General features: G+C 71.7%; 18 protein-coding genes. 10 read left to right on the top strand and 8 right to left on the bottom strand.

What is annotated here, in order from left to right; all coding sequences use genetic code 11:
- Positions 1–114: 114 nt before the first annotated feature.
- The 6 genes from LW587_RS11850 (at position 115) to LW587_RS11825 (ending at position 6,354) form a co-directional block, all read left to right on the top strand.
- Positions 115–1,425, top strand: coding sequence for a dihydroorotase (locus LW587_RS11850; protein WP_232629797.1), 1,311 nt, complete (start codon positions 115–117; stop codon positions 1,423–1,425).
- The gene (gene plsY / locus LW587_RS11845) at positions 1,422–2,030 is read left to right on the top strand and encodes a glycerol-3-phosphate 1-O-acyltransferase PlsY (protein WP_232629796.1); all 609 of its coding nucleotides are present in this window, start codon (positions 1,422–1,424) and stop codon (positions 2,028–2,030) included. Before LW587_RS11850 ends, plsY begins: the two co-directional genes overlap by 4 nt.
- A 43-nt stretch (positions 2,031–2,073) precedes the next feature.
- On the top strand, positions 2,074–3,267 hold the full coding sequence (dprA, locus tag LW587_RS11840) for a DNA-processing protein DprA (RefSeq protein ID WP_232629795.1): 1,194 nt from the start codon (positions 2,074–2,076) through the stop codon (positions 3,265–3,267).
- A 296-nt stretch (positions 3,268–3,563) separates the two neighbouring features.
- On the top strand, positions 3,564–4,421 hold the full coding sequence (locus LW587_RS11835) for an SGNH/GDSL hydrolase family protein (RefSeq protein ID WP_232629794.1): 858 nt from the start codon (positions 3,564–3,566) through the stop codon (positions 4,419–4,421).
- Entirely contained in the window at positions 4,418–5,560 is a 1,143-nt protein-coding gene (locus LW587_RS11830; protein ID WP_232629793.1) for a hypothetical protein, read from the top strand. Before LW587_RS11835 ends, LW587_RS11830 begins: the two co-directional genes overlap by 4 nt.
- 107 nt (positions 5,561–5,667) lie before the next feature.
- The gene (locus LW587_RS11825; protein ID WP_232629792.1) at positions 5,668–6,354 is read left to right on the top strand and encodes a DJ-1/PfpI family protein; all 687 of its coding nucleotides are present in this window, start codon (positions 5,668–5,670) and stop codon (positions 6,352–6,354) included.
- Positions 6,355–6,412: 58 nt separating this feature from the next.
- Here the strand turns inward: LW587_RS11825 and topA are convergent, their stop codons facing one another.
- The 4 genes from topA to LW587_RS11805 form a co-directional block, all read right to left on the bottom strand.
- Positions 6,413–9,181, bottom strand: coding sequence for a type I DNA topoisomerase (gene topA / locus LW587_RS11820; RefSeq protein WP_232629791.1), 2,769 nt, complete (start codon positions 9,179–9,181; stop codon positions 6,413–6,415).
- Positions 9,182–9,332: 151 nt separating this feature from the next.
- Positions 9,333–10,241 (bottom strand): molybdopterin-dependent oxidoreductase, encoded by a 909-nt coding sequence (locus tag LW587_RS11815; protein ID WP_232629790.1) that lies wholly within the window; start codon positions 10,239–10,241, stop codon positions 9,333–9,335.
- Entirely contained in the window at positions 10,238–11,110 is an 873-nt protein-coding gene (locus LW587_RS11810; RefSeq protein WP_232629789.1) for a cytochrome b/b6 domain-containing protein, read from the bottom strand. The genes LW587_RS11815 and LW587_RS11810 overlap by 4 nt, the downstream gene beginning before the upstream one ends.
- A 99-nt stretch (positions 11,111–11,209) precedes the next feature.
- Positions 11,210–11,512 (bottom strand): hypothetical protein, encoded by a 303-nt coding sequence (locus tag LW587_RS11805; RefSeq protein WP_232629788.1) that lies wholly within the window; start codon positions 11,510–11,512, stop codon positions 11,210–11,212.
- A gap of 273 nt (positions 11,513–11,785) precedes the next feature.
- Between LW587_RS11805 and LW587_RS11800 the strand changes: the two genes are divergently transcribed.
- Positions 11,786–12,736, top strand: coding sequence for an aspartate carbamoyltransferase catalytic subunit (locus tag LW587_RS11800; protein WP_232629787.1), 951 nt, complete (start codon positions 11,786–11,788; stop codon positions 12,734–12,736).
- A gap of 65 nt (positions 12,737–12,801) precedes the next feature.
- Here LW587_RS11800 and LW587_RS11795 read toward each other — a convergent pair whose 3' ends face one another.
- Complete coding sequence (locus LW587_RS11795; RefSeq protein WP_232629786.1) at positions 12,802–12,978, bottom strand: hypothetical protein; 177 nt, start codon at positions 12,976–12,978, stop codon at positions 12,802–12,804.
- A 155-nt stretch (positions 12,979–13,133) separates the two neighbouring features.
- On the opposite strand from LW587_RS11795, the gene LW587_RS11790 reads away from it, so the two are divergent.
- A complete protein-coding gene (locus LW587_RS11790; protein WP_232629811.1) occupies positions 13,134–13,712 on the top strand; it encodes an SMI1/KNR4 family protein in 579 nt (192 codons plus the stop codon).
- Positions 13,709–14,209, top strand: a complete 501-nt coding sequence (gene ruvX / locus LW587_RS11785; protein ID WP_232629785.1) for a Holliday junction resolvase RuvX — start codon at positions 13,709–13,711, stop codon at positions 14,207–14,209. Before LW587_RS11790 ends, ruvX begins: the two co-directional genes overlap by 4 nt.
- 13 nt (positions 14,210–14,222) lie before the next feature.
- On the opposite strand, the gene trmB is transcribed toward ruvX, so the two are convergent.
- The 3 genes from trmB to LW587_RS11770 form a co-directional block, all read right to left on the bottom strand.
- Positions 14,223–14,999, bottom strand: a complete 777-nt coding sequence (trmB, locus tag LW587_RS11780; protein ID WP_232629784.1) for a tRNA (guanine(46)-N(7))-methyltransferase TrmB — start codon at positions 14,997–14,999, stop codon at positions 14,223–14,225.
- A 112-nt stretch (positions 15,000–15,111) separates the two neighbouring features.
- Entirely contained in the window at positions 15,112–16,287 is a 1,176-nt protein-coding gene (metK, locus tag LW587_RS11775) for a methionine adenosyltransferase (protein WP_232629783.1), read from the bottom strand.
- Between the two features lie 172 nt (positions 16,288–16,459).
- Entirely contained in the window at positions 16,460–16,867 is a 408-nt protein-coding gene (locus tag LW587_RS11770; protein WP_232629782.1) for a helix-turn-helix domain-containing protein, read from the bottom strand.
- Positions 16,868–17,612: 745 nt separating this feature from the next.
- Between LW587_RS11770 and LW587_RS11760 the strand changes: the two genes are divergently transcribed.
- A complete protein-coding gene (locus LW587_RS11760) occupies positions 17,613–19,151 on the top strand; it encodes a phytoene desaturase family protein (protein WP_232629781.1) in 1,539 nt (512 codons plus the stop codon).
- Positions 19,152–19,209: the final 58 nt, after the last annotated feature.

The following is a 19,209-nucleotide window of genomic DNA, read 5'->3' as shown; positions in this document are numbered from 1 at the left end:
CTCCCGCCGCCACCGAGCCTCTGGTTCTGGCCGCGACACTGGTTTACCGACGGGCCAAGCGCCCGGCGCAAGGCTCGGCGGGGGCGAATGCACGGGAACCGTCGAACTCGGCCGATGACAGTCGCTCCGCTCCTCCTCTCGAACGCCCACCTGCTCGATCCGGCCACCGGCCGCGCGGGCCCCGGCGCCGTGCTGGTGCGCGAGGGGCGCATCGCCGACCTGGCCTGGGGCGCCGCCCCCGGCGCGCCGGACGGCGCGCAGAGAATCGATTGCGGCGGGCACGTGCTGGCCTCCGGCCTGATCGACCTGCGTGCCTTCGTCGGCGAGCCCGGCGCGGAGCACCGGGAGACCCTGGCCTCGGCGAGCGCCGCCGCCGCCGCGGGCGGCGTGACGACGCTGGTCTGCATGCCCGACACCAACCCGGTCATCGACGGGCCGGCCATCGTCGATTTCGTGCTGCGCCGCGCCCGCGACACGGCCTGCGTCAACGTCCTGCCCGCCGCCGCCATCACCAAGGGGCTGGCGGGGCGCGAGATGACCGAGTTCGGCCTGCTGCAGGAGGCCGGCGCGGTCGCCTTCACCGACGGCCTCAAGGCCGTGACCCACGCCCAGGTGATGCGCCGCGCCCTCACCTACGCCCGCGATTTCGGCGCTCTGCTGATGCAGCATGTCGAGGAGCCGGACCTCGCGGCGGAAGGCGTGATGAACGAGGGCGAGATGGCCTCCCGCCTCGGCCTGATGGGCGTGCCGCGCGAGGCCGAGACGATCATGCTGGAGCGCGACATCCGCCTCGTACGCCTGACCGGAGGGCGCTACCACGCGGCGATGATTTCGTGCGCCGATTCCGTCGCGATCGTGCGGCGGGCCAAGGCGGACGGCCTGCCGGTCACCTGCGGCGTCTCGGTCAACAACCTCGTCCTCAACGAGGGCGACATCGGCCATTACCGCACCTTCTGCAAGCTCTCGCCGCCGCTGCGCCGCGAGGACGACCGGCAGGCGGTCATCGCCGCGCTCAACGAGGGGGTGATCGACGTGATCGTCTCCGACCACAACCCGCAGGACGTGGAGACCAAGCGCCTGCCCTTCGCCGAGGCCGCCGACGGGGCGCTCGGCATCGAGACCCTGCTCGGGGCGAGCCTGCGCCTCCTCCATACCGGCGACATCGCCCTGCCCCGGCTGCTGGCGGCCCTCTCGGCCAACCCCGCGAGGATCCTCGGCCGCGAAGCCGGGCGCCTCGCCCCGGGCGCGCCCGCCGACCTCGTGCTGATCGACCCCGACCTGCCCTACCTCCTCGACAAGCGGCAGCTGAAGTCGCGCTCGAAGAACTCGCCCTTCGACGAGGCCCGGCTTCAGGGCGCCGCCGTGCTGACCCTCGTCGGCGGCCGGGTCGTCCACCGCTCCGACCTTTTCGAAATCGCCGCATGACGACGCTTCTCGACGCCGGCTGGCCGCTCCTCGCCGCGGGGCTCGCGCTCGGCTACCTCCTCGGTTCGATCCCGTTCGGGCTGATCTTCACCAAGATCGCGGGCCTCGGCGACGTGCGGTCGATCGGCTCGGGCAATATCGGCGCCACCAACGTGCTGCGCACCGGCCGCAAGGGACTCGCCGCCGCGACGCTCCTGGGCGACGCGCTCAAGGGCACCGTCGCCGTGCTGATCGCCAGCCGCTGGGGCGAGGGACCGGCCCTCGCCGCCGGGCTCGGGGCTTTCCTCGGCCACCTCTTCCCGGTCTGGCTCGGCTTCAAGGGCGGCAAGGGGGTCGCGACCTTCATCGGCATCCTGCTGGCGCTGAGCCCCCTCGGGCTCCTCGTCTTCGCGGCGATCTGGCTCGGTCTCGCCTTCACCCTGAAATACTCCTCGCTCGCCGCCTTGGCCGCCTCGGCCGCCACGCCGCTCGTGCTGTGGGCCCTGGGACACGGAAACGTTGCAACGCTCTTCCTCATGCTCGCAGCGCTGATATGGTGGAAACACGCCCCCAACATCCGCCGGCTCGCCGCGGGCACCGAGGGGCGCATCGGGCAGAAGGGCTGACGGTTTCGCGACGAACCTCCCTCGCCCGGACGAGGGAGAGTCCATGCAGCTCACCGACGCGCAGCGCCTCGACTGGCTGCGCCTGATCCGCACGGACGGGATCGGCCCGCGCACCTTCCGCGGCCTCATCAACCGCTTCGGCAGCGCCTCGGCCGCCCTCGACGCCCTGCCCGACCTGACGGCGCGGGCGGGCAAGCGCGCCCTGCCGCCCACCCGGGCCGAAGCCGAGCGGGAGATGGCCGCCGCCGCCCGCCTCGGCGTGCGCTTCCTCGCCATGGGCGAGGCGGCCTACCCGAAGAGCCTGCACGCCACCGACACCGCCCCGCCGCTCATCGCCCTGCGCGGCGCGGCCTCGGCCCTGGCCGGGCCCGCCATCGCCGTCGTGGGTTCGCGCAACGCCTCCGCCGCGGGGCTCGCCATGACCGAGCGGCTGGCGCTCGGCCTCGGCCAAGCCGGCCTCGTCGTCGTCTCGGGCCTCGCCCGCGGCATCGATGCCCGCGCCCACCGCGCGAGCCTGTCCAGCGGCACCGTGGCCGTGCTGGCGGGCGGGCACGACAAGATCTATCCCGACAGCCATACGGCCCTGGTCGAGGACATCCTGGCGGCGGGCGGCGCCGTGGTGGCCGAGATGCCGATGGGCTGGGTGCCGCGCGGGCGCGATTTCCCCCGGCGCAACCGGATCATCTCGGGGCTCAGCCTCGGCACCGTCGTGGTCGAGGCCGCGCGCCGCTCGGGCTCGCTCATCACCGCCCGCTTCGCCCTGGAGCAGGGCCGCGAGGTCTTCGCCGTGCCGGGCTCGCCCCTCGATCCGCGGGCGGAGGGCACCAACGACCTGATCCGCCAGGGGGCGACGCTGGTGGCCGAGATCGGGCACGTGCTCGCCGTGATCGAGCCCCTCGTCTCCGGGGAGACGGGCCGGGACGGCGGCGTCCACGACCGGGCCGATCGCGCGGCCGAGCCGGATTACTGGGACGAGCTCGACCTCGACGGCGCCCGCCTCCCGGCGGCGGCCTGCGCGCCCGTCTCCCGCCTGGACACGCCCGACCCGGCCGAGCCCGCCGATGACCGCGCCCGCCTGATCGCGGCCCTGAGCCCGGTTCCGGTCGGCACCGACGCCCTCGCCCGCGCGACCGGCCTCGCCGTCCGGGTCGTCCACACCCTGCTGCTCGACCTCGAGCTCGAGGGACGGATCGAGCGGCACGGCAGCGGCGCGGTCTCCCTGCTGTCGCGGGCGTGACGGACCCCCTGGATCCACAATCCGACTTGAGGCTGATTAACCTTTCCGCAATTTATTTCGTTTGCGCGCACGGGAACCAAACGGTAAGTCACAGTGATCGCACGGTGATTTCCGGCTTTTCTGTCGGTGTGGCCGGCCCCCTCCGGGCCAGCGCGGTCCCGTGTCCTCCGATCACCGGGCGTCGTCCGCCCCGGAGCCGCCCGCCGGCAGGTGCGGGCCGCCTCCGCAAGCGCCGCCTGCCGATCGAGGCCGGGCTCCGAACCCGGTCCCGCGCAAGGATGCAGGGGCTCTCGACCGTGACGCCTACGCCTCTTCGAAGCCAGGCCCTCGCTCTCCTCGCCGCGGGCCGGCGCTGGCTGCCGGCGGCCGCGGCCCTGGGCGTCGCCCTCACCCTCTCCTCCACCGCCGTGCTCGCCTATGCCGAGCTGTTCCCGACCGAATTCGCCTCCCTCGAGGACGCCGAGACCGCGGACCCGGTGCCCGGGACCCTGCCGCGGGTGGCCCAGCGGATCGCCACGGGCGAGCCGCTGCGGGTCGTGGCCTTCGGCTCGTCCTCGACGGAAGGGATCGGCGCCACCACCCGTTCCGCCTCCTATCCGGCCCGGCTCGAAGCCCTGCTGCGCCGGGCGCTGCCGCAGCTCGGCGGCGAGGTTCTGGTCGACAATCGCGGCATCGGCGGCGAGGCGGTGGACGAGATGGTGGCCCGGCTCGACCGCGACGTGATCGCGCCCGAGCCCGATCTCGTGATCTGGCAGACCGGCAGCAACGATCCCCTGCGCGGCGTCCCGCTGGAGCATTTCCGCCGGGCGACCCTGGCGGCGGTCGCCCGCATCCGCGAGGCCGGCATCGACGTGGTGCTGATGGAGCCGCAATGGTGCCCGGCCCTCGATGCGACGCCGGGCGCCTATCGCTTCCGCGACGCCGTGCGCACCATCGGGGCCGAACTCGGCGTTCCGGTGATCCGCCGCTCCGAGCTGATGCGCGACTGGATCTCGAAGAGCCGGCTCACCCGGGCCGAGCTGTTCGCCAGCGACGGGTTGCACATGGCCGATGGCGGCTACGCGCTGCTGGCCGAGGCCACCGCCGCCGAGGTGGTGCGCGGGGCCGACGCGGTGGTGACGGAGACCGAGGCGGGGCCGACGGTGGTGGAGTGATCCGCAGGCTGGCCGGCGCGCTCCTGCTGATCCTGACCGGCGCCGGGCCGGCCGCGTCCCACGATCCCCATCTTCTGCCCGAGGCCCCCCGCTACGCCCGCAACGCCCGCAACGCCACCTGCGCGGAGGCGCGCGTCTGGGCGCCCCGGCGCCGGCCCGGCACCCATCCCCTCGACGACCGCATCAGCCCGAACCCGGCCCTCTCGCCGATGAGCCAGGGCGAGAGCGCGATCTGCTTCGCCTACGCCACCGCCGACATGATCTCGCAGCGGGTCGGCGTCACGGTCTCGGCGCTGGACGTCGCCACGCGCTACTACTTCGCCGACCCGGCGGGCCTCGCCCGCCACCGCGACCGCGCCCTGCGGCGCTTCCTCGCCGCCCGCCCCGATTGGGCGGACGACATCGCCGAGAGCCGCAACGACACCGAGGCGAGCCGCGAGCGCAACCCGCTCCGAAAGCCCTATTTCGACAAGCTGGAGGACGGGCAGGAGGCCGCCGCCGCCCTCCTCTACAATCTCGGCGGCCTGTGCCCCGACCGCGACCTGCCCTCCTACGACGGCTACGGCCAGCACCTGCGCATCCTCGGCGCCCTGCGCTGGCGCAGCCGCATGGCCGCGCCGAAGATCTGCTGGCGCAGTCTCGGCGGGACCGTGGCGAAGCTGCGCGACCCTGCGACCGACGCCTTCAACGCCGGCTGGATCGCCCATGTCGAGGGGCGCTGCCGGCGGCGGCCCCTGCCGGTGCCGCTTCTGCCGGTCGCGGAGGCGATCGCCGACAACCAGCTCGACTTCATGGAGCGGGCGCAGCGGGGCGACCCGGCGCTCGCGGCCGGGAGCGACCGGCTGATGGCGATGATCGACTACGCCCTGGACCGGGGCCGGCTGCCGGTGGTCGGCTATTCCTGGTACGTGCTGGAGGCGCGCGATCCGAAGGATCCGGATCTCGCCGCCGACCATTCGAGCCCGATCATCGCCCGGCGGAGGGCCGGCGGGCGCTGCCAGTACCATCTGCAGGACAATACCGGCGAGTATTGCGCCCGGATGCGGCCGGGCATCCGCGAGCGCTGTGCGCTTGGCCGCGTCTGGCTCGACGAGGCGGAGCTGCGGGGCTCGCTCTACAGCGTGATCTATCTGCGATAAGACCTCTCGACGGCGCGGGCTTTCGTCCGCCGGAAGGCAGAGGCGAGGACCCGCGGTCCCGTCCCGGGCCGCCGGGGAGCGGACGGGTCCGGCATCGGGAGGGGTCCATGGCGATCGAGATCGGCTTCCTCGTCTTTCCCCGGGTGCAGCAGCTCGACCTCACCGGGCCCTACGAGGTTCTGGCGTCCCTGCCCGGGGCCCAGGTTCATCTCGTCGCCCGGAGCCTCGCGCCGGTGACGAGCGCCACCGGCCTCGTCCTGACGCCGACGATCCTCTTCGCCGAATGCCCCGCCCTCGATGTGCTCTGCGTGCCAGGGGGCGCCGGGGTCAATGCGCTGATGGAGGATGAGGAGACCCTCGCCTTCGTCCGTCGGCAGGCCGCGGGCGTCCGCTACCTCACCTCCGTCTGCACCGGCGCCCTGGTGCTCGGTGCCGCCGGGCTCCTCAGGGGCCGGCGGGCCACCACGCATTGGGCCGCGCACGATCTCCTCGCCGCCTTCGGGGCGATCCCGGTGGAGGCGCGGGTGGTGCGCGACGGCAACCTCCTCACCGGCGGCGGCGTCACTGCGGGGATCGATTTCGCCCTGACGCTCGCCGCCGAACTCGCCGACGAGGGCACCGCCCGGGCGATCCAACTCCAGCACGAATACGCCCCGGCTCCGCCCTTCGACGCTGGCCGTCCCGAGACCGCGGACGCGGCCACCCTGGCCGCCGCGCGGGCCCGTCTCGCCGCGAGCCGGGCGGAGCGCGAGGCGATCGTGGCGCGGATCGCGCCGCAGGCCCGCGCCGACTGATCGCCCCGCCTCTCCCCACACCGCGGGAGAGGGGGACGGGACCGAGCGGGCCGGCCGATCAGCTCGCCTGCTTCTTCGCGCTCACGGGTTTCGTCCCCGCCTTCGCACCCGCCGTCTTCGCACCCACCTTCTTGGCGGGCGCCTTCGGGGCGGTCGCCTTGCCCGCGGCGGCCTTCGTCGCCGTCTTGCGGGCGGCGGGCTTCTTCGCCTCCGCGCCGGCCTCCGCGGAGGCGGACGCGGCCCGGCCCCGGGCCGGCGCCTTGCGGACGGGCTTCTTGCCGCCGCCCGCCGCGCGCTTGGCGTTGATGAGGTCGATCGCCTGCTCCAGCGTCAGGCTGTCGGCGCTCATCGATTTCGGCAGGGTGGCGTTGACCGAGCCGTCGCTGACATAGGGACCGTACTTGCCGGCCTTGACCACGAGGTCGAGCCCGCCCGGATCCTTGCCGACGCTGCGGCCCGGATCGGCGGCGGCCCGGCCGCGCCCGCCGCCCTGCTCCTTGGCGACGATGAGGTCGATGGCGCGGTTGGCGCCGACCTCCAGCACGTCGTCGTCCTTGCCGAGATTGGCGTAGGTCTTCCCGTGCTGCACGTAGGGGCCGTAGCGGCCGATATTGGCCAGGATCGGCTCGCCGGTCTCCGGGTGCCGCGCCACCTCGCGGGGGAGCGACAGGAGCCGGAGCGCGATGTCGAGGGTCACGCTTCCCGGGCTCATCCCCTTGGCGAGCGAGGAGCGCTTGGGCTTCTCGGCGCCCTTCTCGGCCGACGCCTCGCCGAGCTGCACGAACGGGCCGAAGCGCCCGTCCCGCAGGGTCACGGGCAGGCCGGTCGCTGGGTCCTCGCCCAGCACCCGCACGCCGGGCTGGCCGGTGCCGTCCGCGGAGGTCCCGTCGCCCTCCCCCTCGACCGCGGAGGCCGAGAGCTGGCGGGTATACTTGCACTCGGGATAGTTCGAGCAGCCGATGAAGGCGCCGAACTTGCCGAGCTTGAGCGAGAGCTGGCCCGCGCCGCAGGTCGGGCAGGTGCGCGGGTCGGAGCCGTCGCCCTTGTCCGGGAAGATATGGGGGCCGAGCAGGCCGTTCAGCGCCTCCAGGACGTCCGTGACGCGCAGTTCCTTGGTGCCGCCGATGGCCGCCGAGAAGTCGCGCCAGAAGTCGCGCAGAACCGTCCGCCAGTCGATCTCGGCGTTCGAGACCCGGTCGAGCTGCTCCTCCAGGCTCGCGGTGAAGTCGTATTCGACGTAGCGCTTGAAGAAGCTCTCGAGGAAGCCGGTGACGAGCCGGCCCTTGTCCTCCGGCTGGAGGCGCTTCTTCTCGATCCGGACGTATTCGCGGTCGCGCAGGGTCTGGAGCACGGCGGCATAGGTCGAGGGCCGGCCGATGCCGAGCTCCTCCATCCGCTTGACGAGGCTCGCCTCGGAATAGCGCGGCGGCGGCTCGGTGAAGTGCTGGGTCGAGGCGATGCGCTCGCGCTTCAGCCCGTCGCCGGCCTTCATGGCGGGCAGGCGCTTGCCCTCCTCGTCCTCCTCGTCGTCCTTGCCCTCCTGGTAGAGGGCGAGGAAGCCGTCGAAGGTCACGACCTGGCCGGTGGCGCGCAGCTCCAGCCGGCGGGGGCCGACCTGGGCGCCGATATCGACGGTGGTGCGCTCGAACTCGGCCGATTCCATCTGGCTCGCGACCGTGCGGGTCCAGATCAGGTCGTAGAGCTTGGCCTGTTCGGGTTCGAGGAAACGGGCGATCGATTTGGGCAGCCGGCCCATATCGGTCGGGCGCACGGCCTCGTGGGCCTCCTGGGCGTTCTTGGCCTTCACCGAATACTTGCGCGGCGCACCCGGCACGTAGCGGTCGCCGAACTCCTTCCCGATCACCCGGCGGGCATCCGCGATCGCCTCCGGGGCCATGTCGACGCCGTCGGTCCGCATGTAGGTGATGATGCCCACGGTCTCGCCGCCGACATCGACGCCCTCGTACAGCCTCTGGGCGACCCGCATGGTCTGGGCCGGCGCCATCCCGAGCTTGCGGGAGGCCTCCTGCTGCAGCGTCGAGGTGGTGAAGGGCGGCTGCGGGTGGCGCTTGGCGGGCTTGGCCTCGACGGAGGCCACCTGGAAGGTCGCGAGTTCGAGGTCGCGCTTGAAGGCCGCCGCCGCCTCGCCGTCGCCGATGTCGAGGCGCTGGATGCGCTTGCCGTCCGCGCCGACGAGCCGGGCCTCGAACACGCCGCCGCTCTCGGTCGCGAGCGTCGCCACGATCGACCAGTATTCGCGGGCGCGGAAGCGCTCGATCTCCATCTCGCGCTCGACCACGAGGCGCAGCGCCACCGACTGGACCCGGCCGGCCGACTTCGCGCCCGGCAGCTTGCGCCACAGGACCGGGGAGAGATTGAAGCCGACGAGGTAATCGAGCGCCCGGCGGGCGAGATAGGCGTCGACCAGCGCCTGGTCGATCTCGCGGGGCTTGCGCATCGCCGCGTCGACGGCCGACTTGGTGATGGCGTTGAAGGTCACCCGCTCGACGGGAATCCCCTTGAGCGCCTTCCGGGCGGTGAGCGCCTCGATGACGTGCCAGGAGATCGCCTCGCCCTCGCGATCCGGGTCGGTGGCGAGGATCAGCTTCTCGGCGCCCTTGACCGCCCGGGCGATCTCCGAGACGCGCTTCGAGCCACGATCCTCCAACTCCCAGATCATGGCGAAGTCGGCCTCCGGATCGACCGAGCCGTCCTTGGCCGGCAGATCGCGGATATGACCGAAGGAGGCCAGGACCTCGTAGTCTTGTCCGAGATATTTGTTGATCGTCTTGGCCTTGGCCGGCGACTCGACGACGACGACTTTCATGAACCTCTGCCTCTCGCCAGAGCCTCACCGCGGGGACGGTTTTGGGGATCAAGCGCCGATCGGACATCCGTCGACGGCCGGGGCTCGCGCCGCGCAGAAGTGGGTGAGGGACGGCGGGTTGTCAAATCGGCCCGCGACCTCCCGCGCGTCGTCAAATGCCCGCGTACCACTCGTAGCCGCGGTCCTCCCAGTAGCCGCCCCCGCCGTCGCCGATGCCGGCCAACGTGTCGCGCACCTCGATGCGCATGACGTATTTGGCCTGCTTGTAGCCGAGCTGGCGCTCGACCCGCAGGCGCAGCGGGGCCCCGTTCGAGACCGGCAGCGCCTGGCCGTTGAGGTCGTAGGCCAGGATCGTCTGCGGGTGATAGGCGTCGGTGAGGTCGATGCTCTCGTAGTAGCGGATCGGCCGGCCCTTCGGCGCGTCGGCATCCGGCGCCTCGGCCCCGGCGGCCTTGGAGTCGCTCGCCTGGTTCTCCGCGCCCTCGGGCCGGACGGTCATGTCGGGATTGGCCGAGTCCGGCGCGTCGGATTCGGCGAACTCCATCGTGTCGGCGCAGTGGAACACGATGAAGCGGGCCTCGGGTTTCAGGCCCGCGCGGGTCAGCAGCTCGGCGAGCGGCACACCGGTCCATCGGCCGATGGCGCTCCAGCCCTCGACGCAGTCGTGGCGCGTCGTCTGGGTGCGGGCGGGCAGCGCGCGCAGGTCGGCGAGGGAGAAGCCCTGCGGACGCTCCACCAGCCCGTCCACGCGCAGGCTCCACCCCTCGAAGCGCCGGGCGGCCAGCGCCCGGTAGTCCCGGTCCTGCGGGTCGATCGTCCCGTTCGGCTTGAACCAGGGCGAGATCGCGGAATCGGGGAATTCCTGGGCGAGCGCGGCCGGCGTCAGCAGGAGGCGCTGCACGAACAGGTTGGCATCCTCGCCCGCCCGCAGGGCGCGCCGCCCCCACGGGGTCGTGGCGAGGCGGTCGCAGCCCCCGAGGGTCGCGGCACCGAGCAGGCCCGCGGCGGCGGCGAGGAAACCCCGGCGGTGGGGCGCGGGCGTCGTGAGGCGGGGCTTCATCGATCGTCTCCAGGGACGGCCGGGAGCGCGCGGCGCTCGATGACGTACCAGCCCGTCAGCATGCCGCGCAGGTTGTTCCAAAGGCCGGAGAGCAGCACGAGCAGGACGTGGACGATCACGAACAGCACCAGCAGGTTCATGACGAGGAAGTGAACCGTGCGGGCCGATTGCCGCCCCCCGAACAGGTCGGGCAACGGCACCAAGGCGTTCACGCCCGGCGACATGGCGAGCCCGGTGAGGAGCATCAGCGGCAGCAGCCCGGCCACGACGACGAGGTAGGTGAGCTTCTGCAGGACGTTGTAGCGCTTGGCCTCCTGCCCTTCCGGGAAGCGCAGGGTCAGGTGCTCGCGGATCGCGCTGCCGAGCCCGCGCCACTGATCGCCCTGGGGGACGAGGCGGCGGCGAAGCTGCCCGCTGCCGATCCCGTAGACGAGGTAGATCAGCCCGTTGATCACGAAGGCCCAGGCGAACAGGAAGTGCCAGCGCCGGCCCGTGGCGAGATCCTGGTGGGCCGGCAGCGTGATCCAGGACGGAAACGCCCGCCCCGTCGGCTCGCCGTTGAGGTTCGACAGGCCGAGCCAGCCGGTGGTGTCGAGGCTCCGGCCCGCCACGGAGACGAGGCCGCGGGCGGTGCCGTCATCGGTCTGGTCGTCGGTGATGGCCACGAAGGGCCGGTCGAAGGTCGAGGCGTCGCCCCAGTAGAGCGCCGGATGGGCGTTGAAGATCTGCAGCCCGCTCATCAGCAGGATGACGAGACAGATCACGTTGATCCAATGCGCGAGCCGGATCACCAGCGGATGGCGAAAGGTCCAGCGGCGGCGCACCGTCTCGACCACGTCGTCCGTTGCGCGTGCGGTTCCTGCGGCCACGGCCCGTCTTCCCTGATGGCGCTCGACATGGGAACGCCCGCCCGGAGCAACCGGACGGGCGTTCGGACATAACCCGGGGCGGGCCGAAGCGGGAGGCGGTTACATGCCGCCCTGGCCGCCCATCTGGCCGCCCATGCCGCCGGATCCCATGCCGGAATCCGGGTTCATGCGCCGGGACTTCATCATCTTCTTGCTCTTCATGGGCTTCTTCATCTTCTTGGAGCTGCGCTTCATCGGGCGCTGCTCCTGACCCATGTCGTCGCCCATCTGGCCCTGCTGCATCTGGCCGCCGCCCATGCTCGGGTCCATGCCGCCGGGCGGCATGCCCTGGGCGAAGGCTCCCGACGACAGACCGAGGCCGAGCGAGAGGGCGCCGGCCGTGAGGAGAAGTCGAGCGTTCATGGGGTTCCTTTCCTTCTCTGCGGACCGACCGGATTCCCGGATCGCACGGGGCGACCGCACGGGAGCCCCAGGGCCCGCGGATAGGCTGGCAACGGCCTCATCCCCGGATCGTTCAAAGTTTTCTCGTTCACGCCCTCGCGAGGATCAAAAAAATCTCTCGGCCACGACCGCACGAGACGGTTCGTCCGCGGTGCCTCCGCTCCGGCCGTCCGTGCCTTGCCGGGCCGGGGTCGCGCCCCTTAAGAGCGGGGAACCGACGCTCAAGACCCGCGCATGACCGCAGAGCCCTCCTTCCCCGCCTTCCCGCACCGGCACCTGCTCGGCATCGAGGGCTTGAGCCGGCTCGACATCGAGGCGCTGCTCACGCGGGCGGACGCGGCGGTCGCCCTGTCCCGCCAGGTCGAGAAGAAGCGCACCACCCTGCGCGGGCGCACCCAGATCAACCTGTTCTTCGAGCCCTCGACCCGCACGCAAGCCTCGTTCGAGCTCGCCGGCAAGCGGCTCGGGGCCGACGTGATGAACATGTCGGTGGCCTCGTCCTCGGTGAAGAAGGGCGAGACGCTGATCGACACGGCGGCCACCCTCAACGCCATGCGGCCCGACATCATCGTGGTGCGTCACCATTCCGCGGGCGCCGTGCATCTCCTCGCCCGCAAGGTCGATTGCGCCGTCGTCAACGCGGGTGACGGCGCCCACGAGCACCCGACGCAGGCCCTCTTGGATGCCCTGACGATCCGCCGGCGCAAGGGCCGCATCGAGGGATTGCGGGTCGCGATCTGCGGCGATGTCCTGCATTCGCGGGTGGCGCGCTCCAACATCATCCTGCTCCAGGCGCTCGGCGCCCGGGTGCGGGTGATCGGCCCCTCGACGCTGCTGCCGACCGGCATCGCGCGCTTCGGCGTCGAGGTCTTCACCAACATGCGCGACGGTCTCGCGGGCTGCGACATCGTCATGATGCTGCGCCTTCAGCGCGAGCGCATGAACGGCTCCTTCGTCCCCTCGGTGAAGGAGTATTTCCGGTATTACGGCCTCGACGGGGACAAGCTGGCCCTCGCCGCGCCCGACGCGCTCGTCCTGCATCCCGGCCCGATGAATCGCGGCGTCGAGATCGCGTCCGACATCGCGGACGGGGCCCAGTCGCTGATCCGCGACCAGGTCGAGATGGGGGTCGCGGTGCGCATGGCCGTGCTGGAGGCCCTGGCCGGTCATCTCCCGCCGGGATGAGGCGAGGCCCGCCGGTTCAGGTGATCGTCGGTGATCGGCTCAGGTGATCCCTTCAAGTGATCCCTTCAAGTGATCACATGGCCCTGCGTCACGGTCTGCTCCACCGTGATCCCGGGGCGCCGCACGCGGTCGGCATTGATCGCCCCGAGGACGAGAACCTCCACCGCCATCGCCAGCATGAGCAGGTGCCGCCGGGCGATCCGGGGGGGGCACAGGGCTCCATGCGTCGGCGAGGGGGACAAGGGGCGGCTCCGGCTTCGTTAACGAAACCTTAACACCTCTCCCGCCCGCGGGCTCCCCGTCCCGCCGCCAAACCGGGCCGCAGGGTTAATCTCCGCGGTGGACAACCCGCGGCGGCGCGGCCTAAGCCCCGTTTCCCCGACGATGGAGGCCGGTGATGTGGGAAAGCGTCTTCCCGGGTTTGCGCCCCGGCCTCGCCTCGAGCGAGGCGGACCTCGCCCGGGCCGAGGCCGAACTCGGCTTCCCCCTGCCGGCGAGCTACCGACGCTTCGCCCGCACCTGCGGCGCCGGGCGGATCGGCGGGCATGTCCGCCTGTTCACCCCCGTGCCGATCGAGGCCGCCGACCTCGTCGCCCGCGCCCACCTGATCGCCCACGGCGTCGCGCTGGCCCTCGAGGGGCTCAAGGATAGCGGGAGCGACGAGCCGCACCGCTTCACGGTGGAGGGCGACGCCGATGCCGGGCTGATGGAGCGGGCCTGCTTCTTCGGCGAGACCGGGCGCGGCGACTTCCTGTTCTTCGACGTGACTCCGGGCTTCCCCGAATACGACATCTGGGTGCTCAACGCCGACCTCGAGACGGTGCATTTTGGCGGGGCCGACCTTCCCGCCCTGGTGCGCGGCCTCCGGGGGCTGGAGGTGCTGCACATCCTCGGCGAGGGCGCCGGCCCCCTGCCGGCCACCTTCGAGGGCGACGACGCGGCCGCGCTCGAACGGCTCGGGGCGGGCACGGCGTGAATCGGGACGAGATCGCGGCCTTCGCCGAGGCGTCGGCGGCCGGACGCCGCCTGATCGGGCTCGACCTCGGTACCCGGACCATCGGCATCGCCCTGTCCGACGTGGGCCGCCAGATCGCCTCGCCGCTGGAGACGATCCGCCGGGTAAAGTTCACGCCCGACGCGCAGCGGCTCGCCGCGCTCTGCACCCGTCACGACATCGGCGGGCTCGTCATCGGCCTGCCGCTCAACATGGACGGCTCGGAAGGCCCCCGCGCGCAGTCGAGCCGGAGTTTCGCCCGCAACCTCAAGCCGATCCTGCCGCTGCCGGTGCTGTTCTTCGACGAGCGGCTCTCCACCGCCGCCGTCACCCGCACGCTTCTGGAGGCCGACACCTCCCGGGCGCGGCGGGGCGAACTCGTGGACAAGCTCGCCGCGGCCTACATCCTGCAGAGCTGCCTCGACGTCATGGGCGGGCTCGGCGGCATCGGTCGATCGCACGACGAGGACGACGACTGATTCGGATCAGGCCCTACGGCGCCTCCGCCGCGCGCTCGGCCCCGTCCACCCGCTCGGCCCCGTCCACCCGCTCGAAGGTCAGGTAGCTCGGCAGCCGCCCCGCCGCGAGCGCCTTGGCCTCGTAGCGGGTGCCCGGCCAGCCCGCGAAGGGCCGGCGCCAATCGTCGGCGCTCGCCGCATTCCAGCGGAGCTGTGGAGAGCGGGCAGCTCGCACCAGGGTCCAGCCGACGTAATCGTCGATGTCGCTGGCGAAGCGGAACTGTCCGCCGGGGCGCAGCACCCGGGCGATCTCGGCGAGCGAGGCGTCCGACACGAAGCGGCGCTTGCGCTGGCGGCGCTTGGGCCAGGGATCGGGATAGAGCAGGTAGACCCGGGCGAGGCTGGCCTCGGGCAGGGCCGCGAGCAGTTCGGTCGCGTCCTCGTCCCAGACGCGGACATTGCGCAAGCCGCGCTCGTCGACCGCGCGCAGGAGCTTGACCACGCCGTTGACGAAGGGCTCGCAGCCGATGATGCCGGCCCGCGGGTTGGCCTCGGCCTGGGCGGCGAGATGCTCGCCGCCGCCGAAACCGATCTCCAGCCAGACCTCGTCGACCGGCACCGGGAACAGCCCGGGCGGATCGAGGACATCGCCGCGCGCGGGCAGCGCGACGCGCAGGGACGGCAGCGCCCCTTCGAGGCGCTGCTCCTGGCCCGGCCGCAGCCGCTTGCCCTTGCGGCGCCCGAAGAAGGCCCGCTCGCTGTCGCTGGTCCCGCCGGTATCGGGCGGGGGGCCCTCATCGCGCGCCGTCACGGTTCGGACCTCCGTGCTGTCGGTCCGAACCTCACGTCCGGAACGGGAGCCCGGGTCGTCCTCGTGCATCGGCACTTCCCAAAAACCGGCAGCCCCCGCTCGGGCCGCGGCGTCAGAACGCCGACTTCAGCTTGGCCGCCAGATCGGTCTTCTCCCAGGAGAAGCCGCCATCGGCGTCCGGCTCGCGGCCGAAATGGCCGTAGGCCGAGGTGCGGGCGTAGATCGGCTTGTTGAGCTGGAGCGCCGTGCGGATGCCGCGGGGCGAGAGGTCGAGGGCGTCCATCAGGACGGTCTCGAGCTTGGCCTCGTCGACGGTGCCGGTGCCGTGCAGATCGACGTAGATCGACAGGGGCTTGGCCACGCCGATGGCGTAGGCGAGCTGGATCGTGGCGCGCCGGGCGAGGCCGGCGGCGACGACGTTCTTGGCGAGGTAGCGGGCGGCGTAGGCGGCCGAGCGGTCGACCTTGGTCGGGTCCTTGCCGGAGAAGGCGCCGCCGCCATGGGGCGCCGCGCCGCCATAGGTGTCGACGATGATCTTGCGGCCGGTGAGGCCGGCATCGCCGTCCGGGCCGCCGATCACGAACTTGCCGGTCGGGTTGACGTGCCAGACCGTGCCTTCGTTGACCCAGCCTTCCGGCAGGGCCTTGAGGATGTAGGGCTCGACGATGGCGCGCACGTCCGCCGAGTCGAGGGACTCGTCGAGATGCTGCGTCGAGAGCACGATCTGCGTGACCTCGACCGGGCGGCCGTCGGCGTAGCGCACGGTGACCTGGCTCTTGGCGTCGGGGCCGAGCTTGGCGGCGTCGCCCTGACGCGCCTTGCGGGCGTCGGCGAGATCCTTGAGGATCTTGTGGGCGTAGAAGATTGGGGCCGGCATCAGGGCCGGCGTCTCGTCGGCGGCGTAGCCGAACATGATGCCCTGGTCGCCCGCGCCCTCGTCCTTGTTGCCCGCGGCGTCCACGCCCTGGGCGATGTCGGCCGACTGCGCGTGCAGGTGGATGGCGACCTCGTTGTTCTTCCAGTGAAAGCCCGACTGCTCGTAGCCGATGTCGCGCACGGCCTCGCGGGTCAGCTCTTCCAGATCCTTGAAGGTCACGGAATCGGGGCCGCGCACCTCGCCCGCGATCACCACGCGGTTCGTCGTCGTCAGCGTCTCGACGCCGAGCCGCGCCTCCGGCATCGCGGTGATGTAGGCATCGACCACGGTGTCCGAGATGCGGTCGCTCACCTTGTCGGGGTGGCCCTCGGAGACGGACTCGCTGGTGAAGAGATAGTCGGAACGAGGCATCGGGTGCACCCTCGGACATCGGGCACGCCTCCGTCGCAGCGGCGCTCGACCCGGTCTTGCGGTCGCGGCTTGTTGCATCGACGATTCGGAGGGTCAAGCCGGAACAGCGGAATCGTCCGTTATAACGAACGATCGTCCCCGCGTCGCTCGGAGTGGGGCGTCGTGGGGCGCGTCAGCCCTTCAATTCGCGGCCGAACACCTCGACCGCCGCGGAGATCTCGCGCCGCTGCTCCTCGCTGAAGCTCTCGCTGAGCTGGCGGGCGAAGGCCCGGGCGAGGTCGGACCAGGGCTCCGCCGCGTAGGACTGCTGAGGCCCCTCGGCGAACCCGCGTTCGGTCTCCGCGTCCGGATGCGGAATGCCGTCCAGAAATTCGGCGAGCGGCGTGTTGGTCATGCGGCTGAGGATCGCGAGATGGATCGCGCTGATCCGGTTGACGCCCTTCTCGTATTTCTGGAGCTGAGCGGCCGACATTCCGAAGCTGTCCGCCACCGCCCTCTGGGTCAGCCGGGATCGCTTGCGCTGCTCCGAGATGCGTCGTCCGAGGAGGACATCACGCTCGTCGGTCTTTTGTCCTGCCATGATCGTCCCACGCGGACCCGCACGCACATCGCGGGATACCTCGCCCATGGCCGTCGCGCCCGGTCGGGCCGACGATCCTGCCAACGTTCCGCCCCCCGGGGGCCTGGCCCCTGGTTCGACCGAATTGACCCGTCATGCAAGACGATCAGCCGGCCCGAGCGCAACGATGTACAGAAATTGTCATTTGTTAACAAGTGCACTGAAGGCCCGCCGCGCGGGGGCCGGGCGCTCGACGGGGCCGCGATGGTCCGGTCCCGTCCGCCCTGCGGTTTCGAACGGCACCTCGTCGCGCTCGGACGGTTGATAGCCGCACCAGACACAGGTTCCGAATTCCGCCGTCCGCTCGCCGTTCCGCTGCGAACAGAGCGGACAGACCAGGAGGGTGAGCCGCGTCGGCGAGCGGAGGGCGAGCCCGCGCCCGAGGAAGGTCACGGTCCGGTCTCCGGCACCCCCGCCCCCGTTGCCGCTGCGCATCGTCCTTCCTCCGCCGGCCGCCTCTCGGCCTCAGCCCCAAGCTGGACTCAACGGCTCAGTCGGGCCCCGGTTGCACCGCACGCCCCGTCGCCGTCGTCAGCCGTCCCCTTGAGCCGTCCCCTCGAGCCGTCCCCTTGGGCCATCGCCGATCCACCGGCGGATCGTCCGGCTCGGCCCGGCCGCGACCGGGTAACGCGTTGACCCGCCGAGTGTCCGGCTTAGCTTTATCCCGGGGGCCGTCGTGCCGGCCCCCGGGGGAGACGCGTTTCCAATGAGCCAGGGTTCTTCGGTCGCGGTGGTCGGCAGCGGTCTCGGCGGGTTGGCCTCCGCCTGCGTGGCAGCGGCGCGCGGGCATCGTGTCACCGTCTACGACAAGAACGCGTGGCTCGGCGGCAAGGCGGCCGTGCTGCACGAGGGCGGCTTCCGCTTCGACATGGGCCCGACCATCCTCACCGTGCCCCGCGTCCTGGAGCGCATCTTCGCCGAGGCCGGCCGCAGCGTGCACGACTACATGGATCTGCGCCGGCTCGACCCGCAATGGCGCTGCTTCTTCGACGACGGCTCCCGGATCGACCTGATCGAGGACGTGGAGGCCATGGCGGCCACCATGGACCGCTTCGCGCCGGGTCAGGGCGTGGGCGACGGGTACCGGAAATTCATCGCCGTCTCCGAGCACCTGCACGGCGTGTCGGAGAGGTTCTTCTTCTGGAAGGCGGTGCAGGACCTGTTCGACACGATCGACATCCGCGCCAACATGAATCCCGGCACCCTGCGCGACGTGCTGTCCCTGCGCATGCACGCCACCGTCGCGAGCACCATCCGCGGCAAGGTGAAGGACGCGCGCCTCGCGCAGATGCTCGACCACTTCGTCCAGTATGTCGGCTCCTCGCCCTACGGCGCGCCGGCGGTGCTCTGCGCCATCGCCCACATGCAGACGGCCGAGGGCGTCTGGTACCCGATGGGCGGCACCCGCGCGGTGGCTGAGGGGCTGATGCGGCTCGCCACCGAACTCGGCGCGACGCTCAAATCCTCCGACGAGGTGACCGGCCTCGACATCGCGGGCGGCGCGATCCGCGGCCTGCGCACCCGCGACGGCACCGCGGTCTACGATGCCGTGATCTCAAACATGGATGCCGTGCGCACCTATCGCGAGCTCGTGGGCGGCGAGGTCGGCAAGACCTACGAGAAGAAGAGCTTCGAGCCGGCCTGCTCCGGCGTCGTCCTCTATCTCGGACTGAACAAGCGCTACGAGCACCTCGCGCACCACGATTTCGTCTTCTCCCGCGACCCCGAGGAGGAGTTCGACTTCATTTACCGCAAGGGCGAGCCGGCCCCCGATCCGACCGCCTATCTCGCGGCCCCCTCCTCCACCGATCCCTCCGTGGCGCCGGTGGGCGGCGAGGCCCTCTACGTCCTCGTCCACACCCCGTATCTGCGCCCGCATCACGACTGGTCGAAGATGTTCCCGGCCTATCGCCGCACGATCCTGGAGAAGCTCAAGCGCACCGGCGGCATGCCCGATCTCGAGGACCGTATCGTCCTCGAGCGTCACCTCACGCCCCAGGACATCCACGACCGCTACAAGGTCCTCAACGGCGCGATCTACGGGCTCGCCTCGCACGGGCGGATGATGGGCGCGTTCAAGCCCGGCAACCGCTCGCGGGAGGTGCGCGGCCTCTACCTCGCCGGCGGCGCCGCCCATCCGGGGCCCGGCATGCCGATGGTGATGATGTCCGGCTGGATCGCCGCGGACGCCCTCGACCAGGATCTGCGCGGCAGCGCTCGGCCGGATTTGCGCAAGAGCGCCTGAGCCGGCGCCCGAGCCGGCGCGTGACACCGCCCTCCCCCACGCCCGAGCGCTCGGACTT

It is taken from the genome of Methylobacterium sp. Leaf118, from assembly GCF_920984675.1.
Lineage (GTDB): Bacteria > Pseudomonadota > Alphaproteobacteria > Rhizobiales > Beijerinckiaceae > Methylobacterium.
The sequence above is the reverse complement of the archived record's forward strand: the minus strand, read 5'-3'. Positions and strand labels throughout refer to the sequence as shown.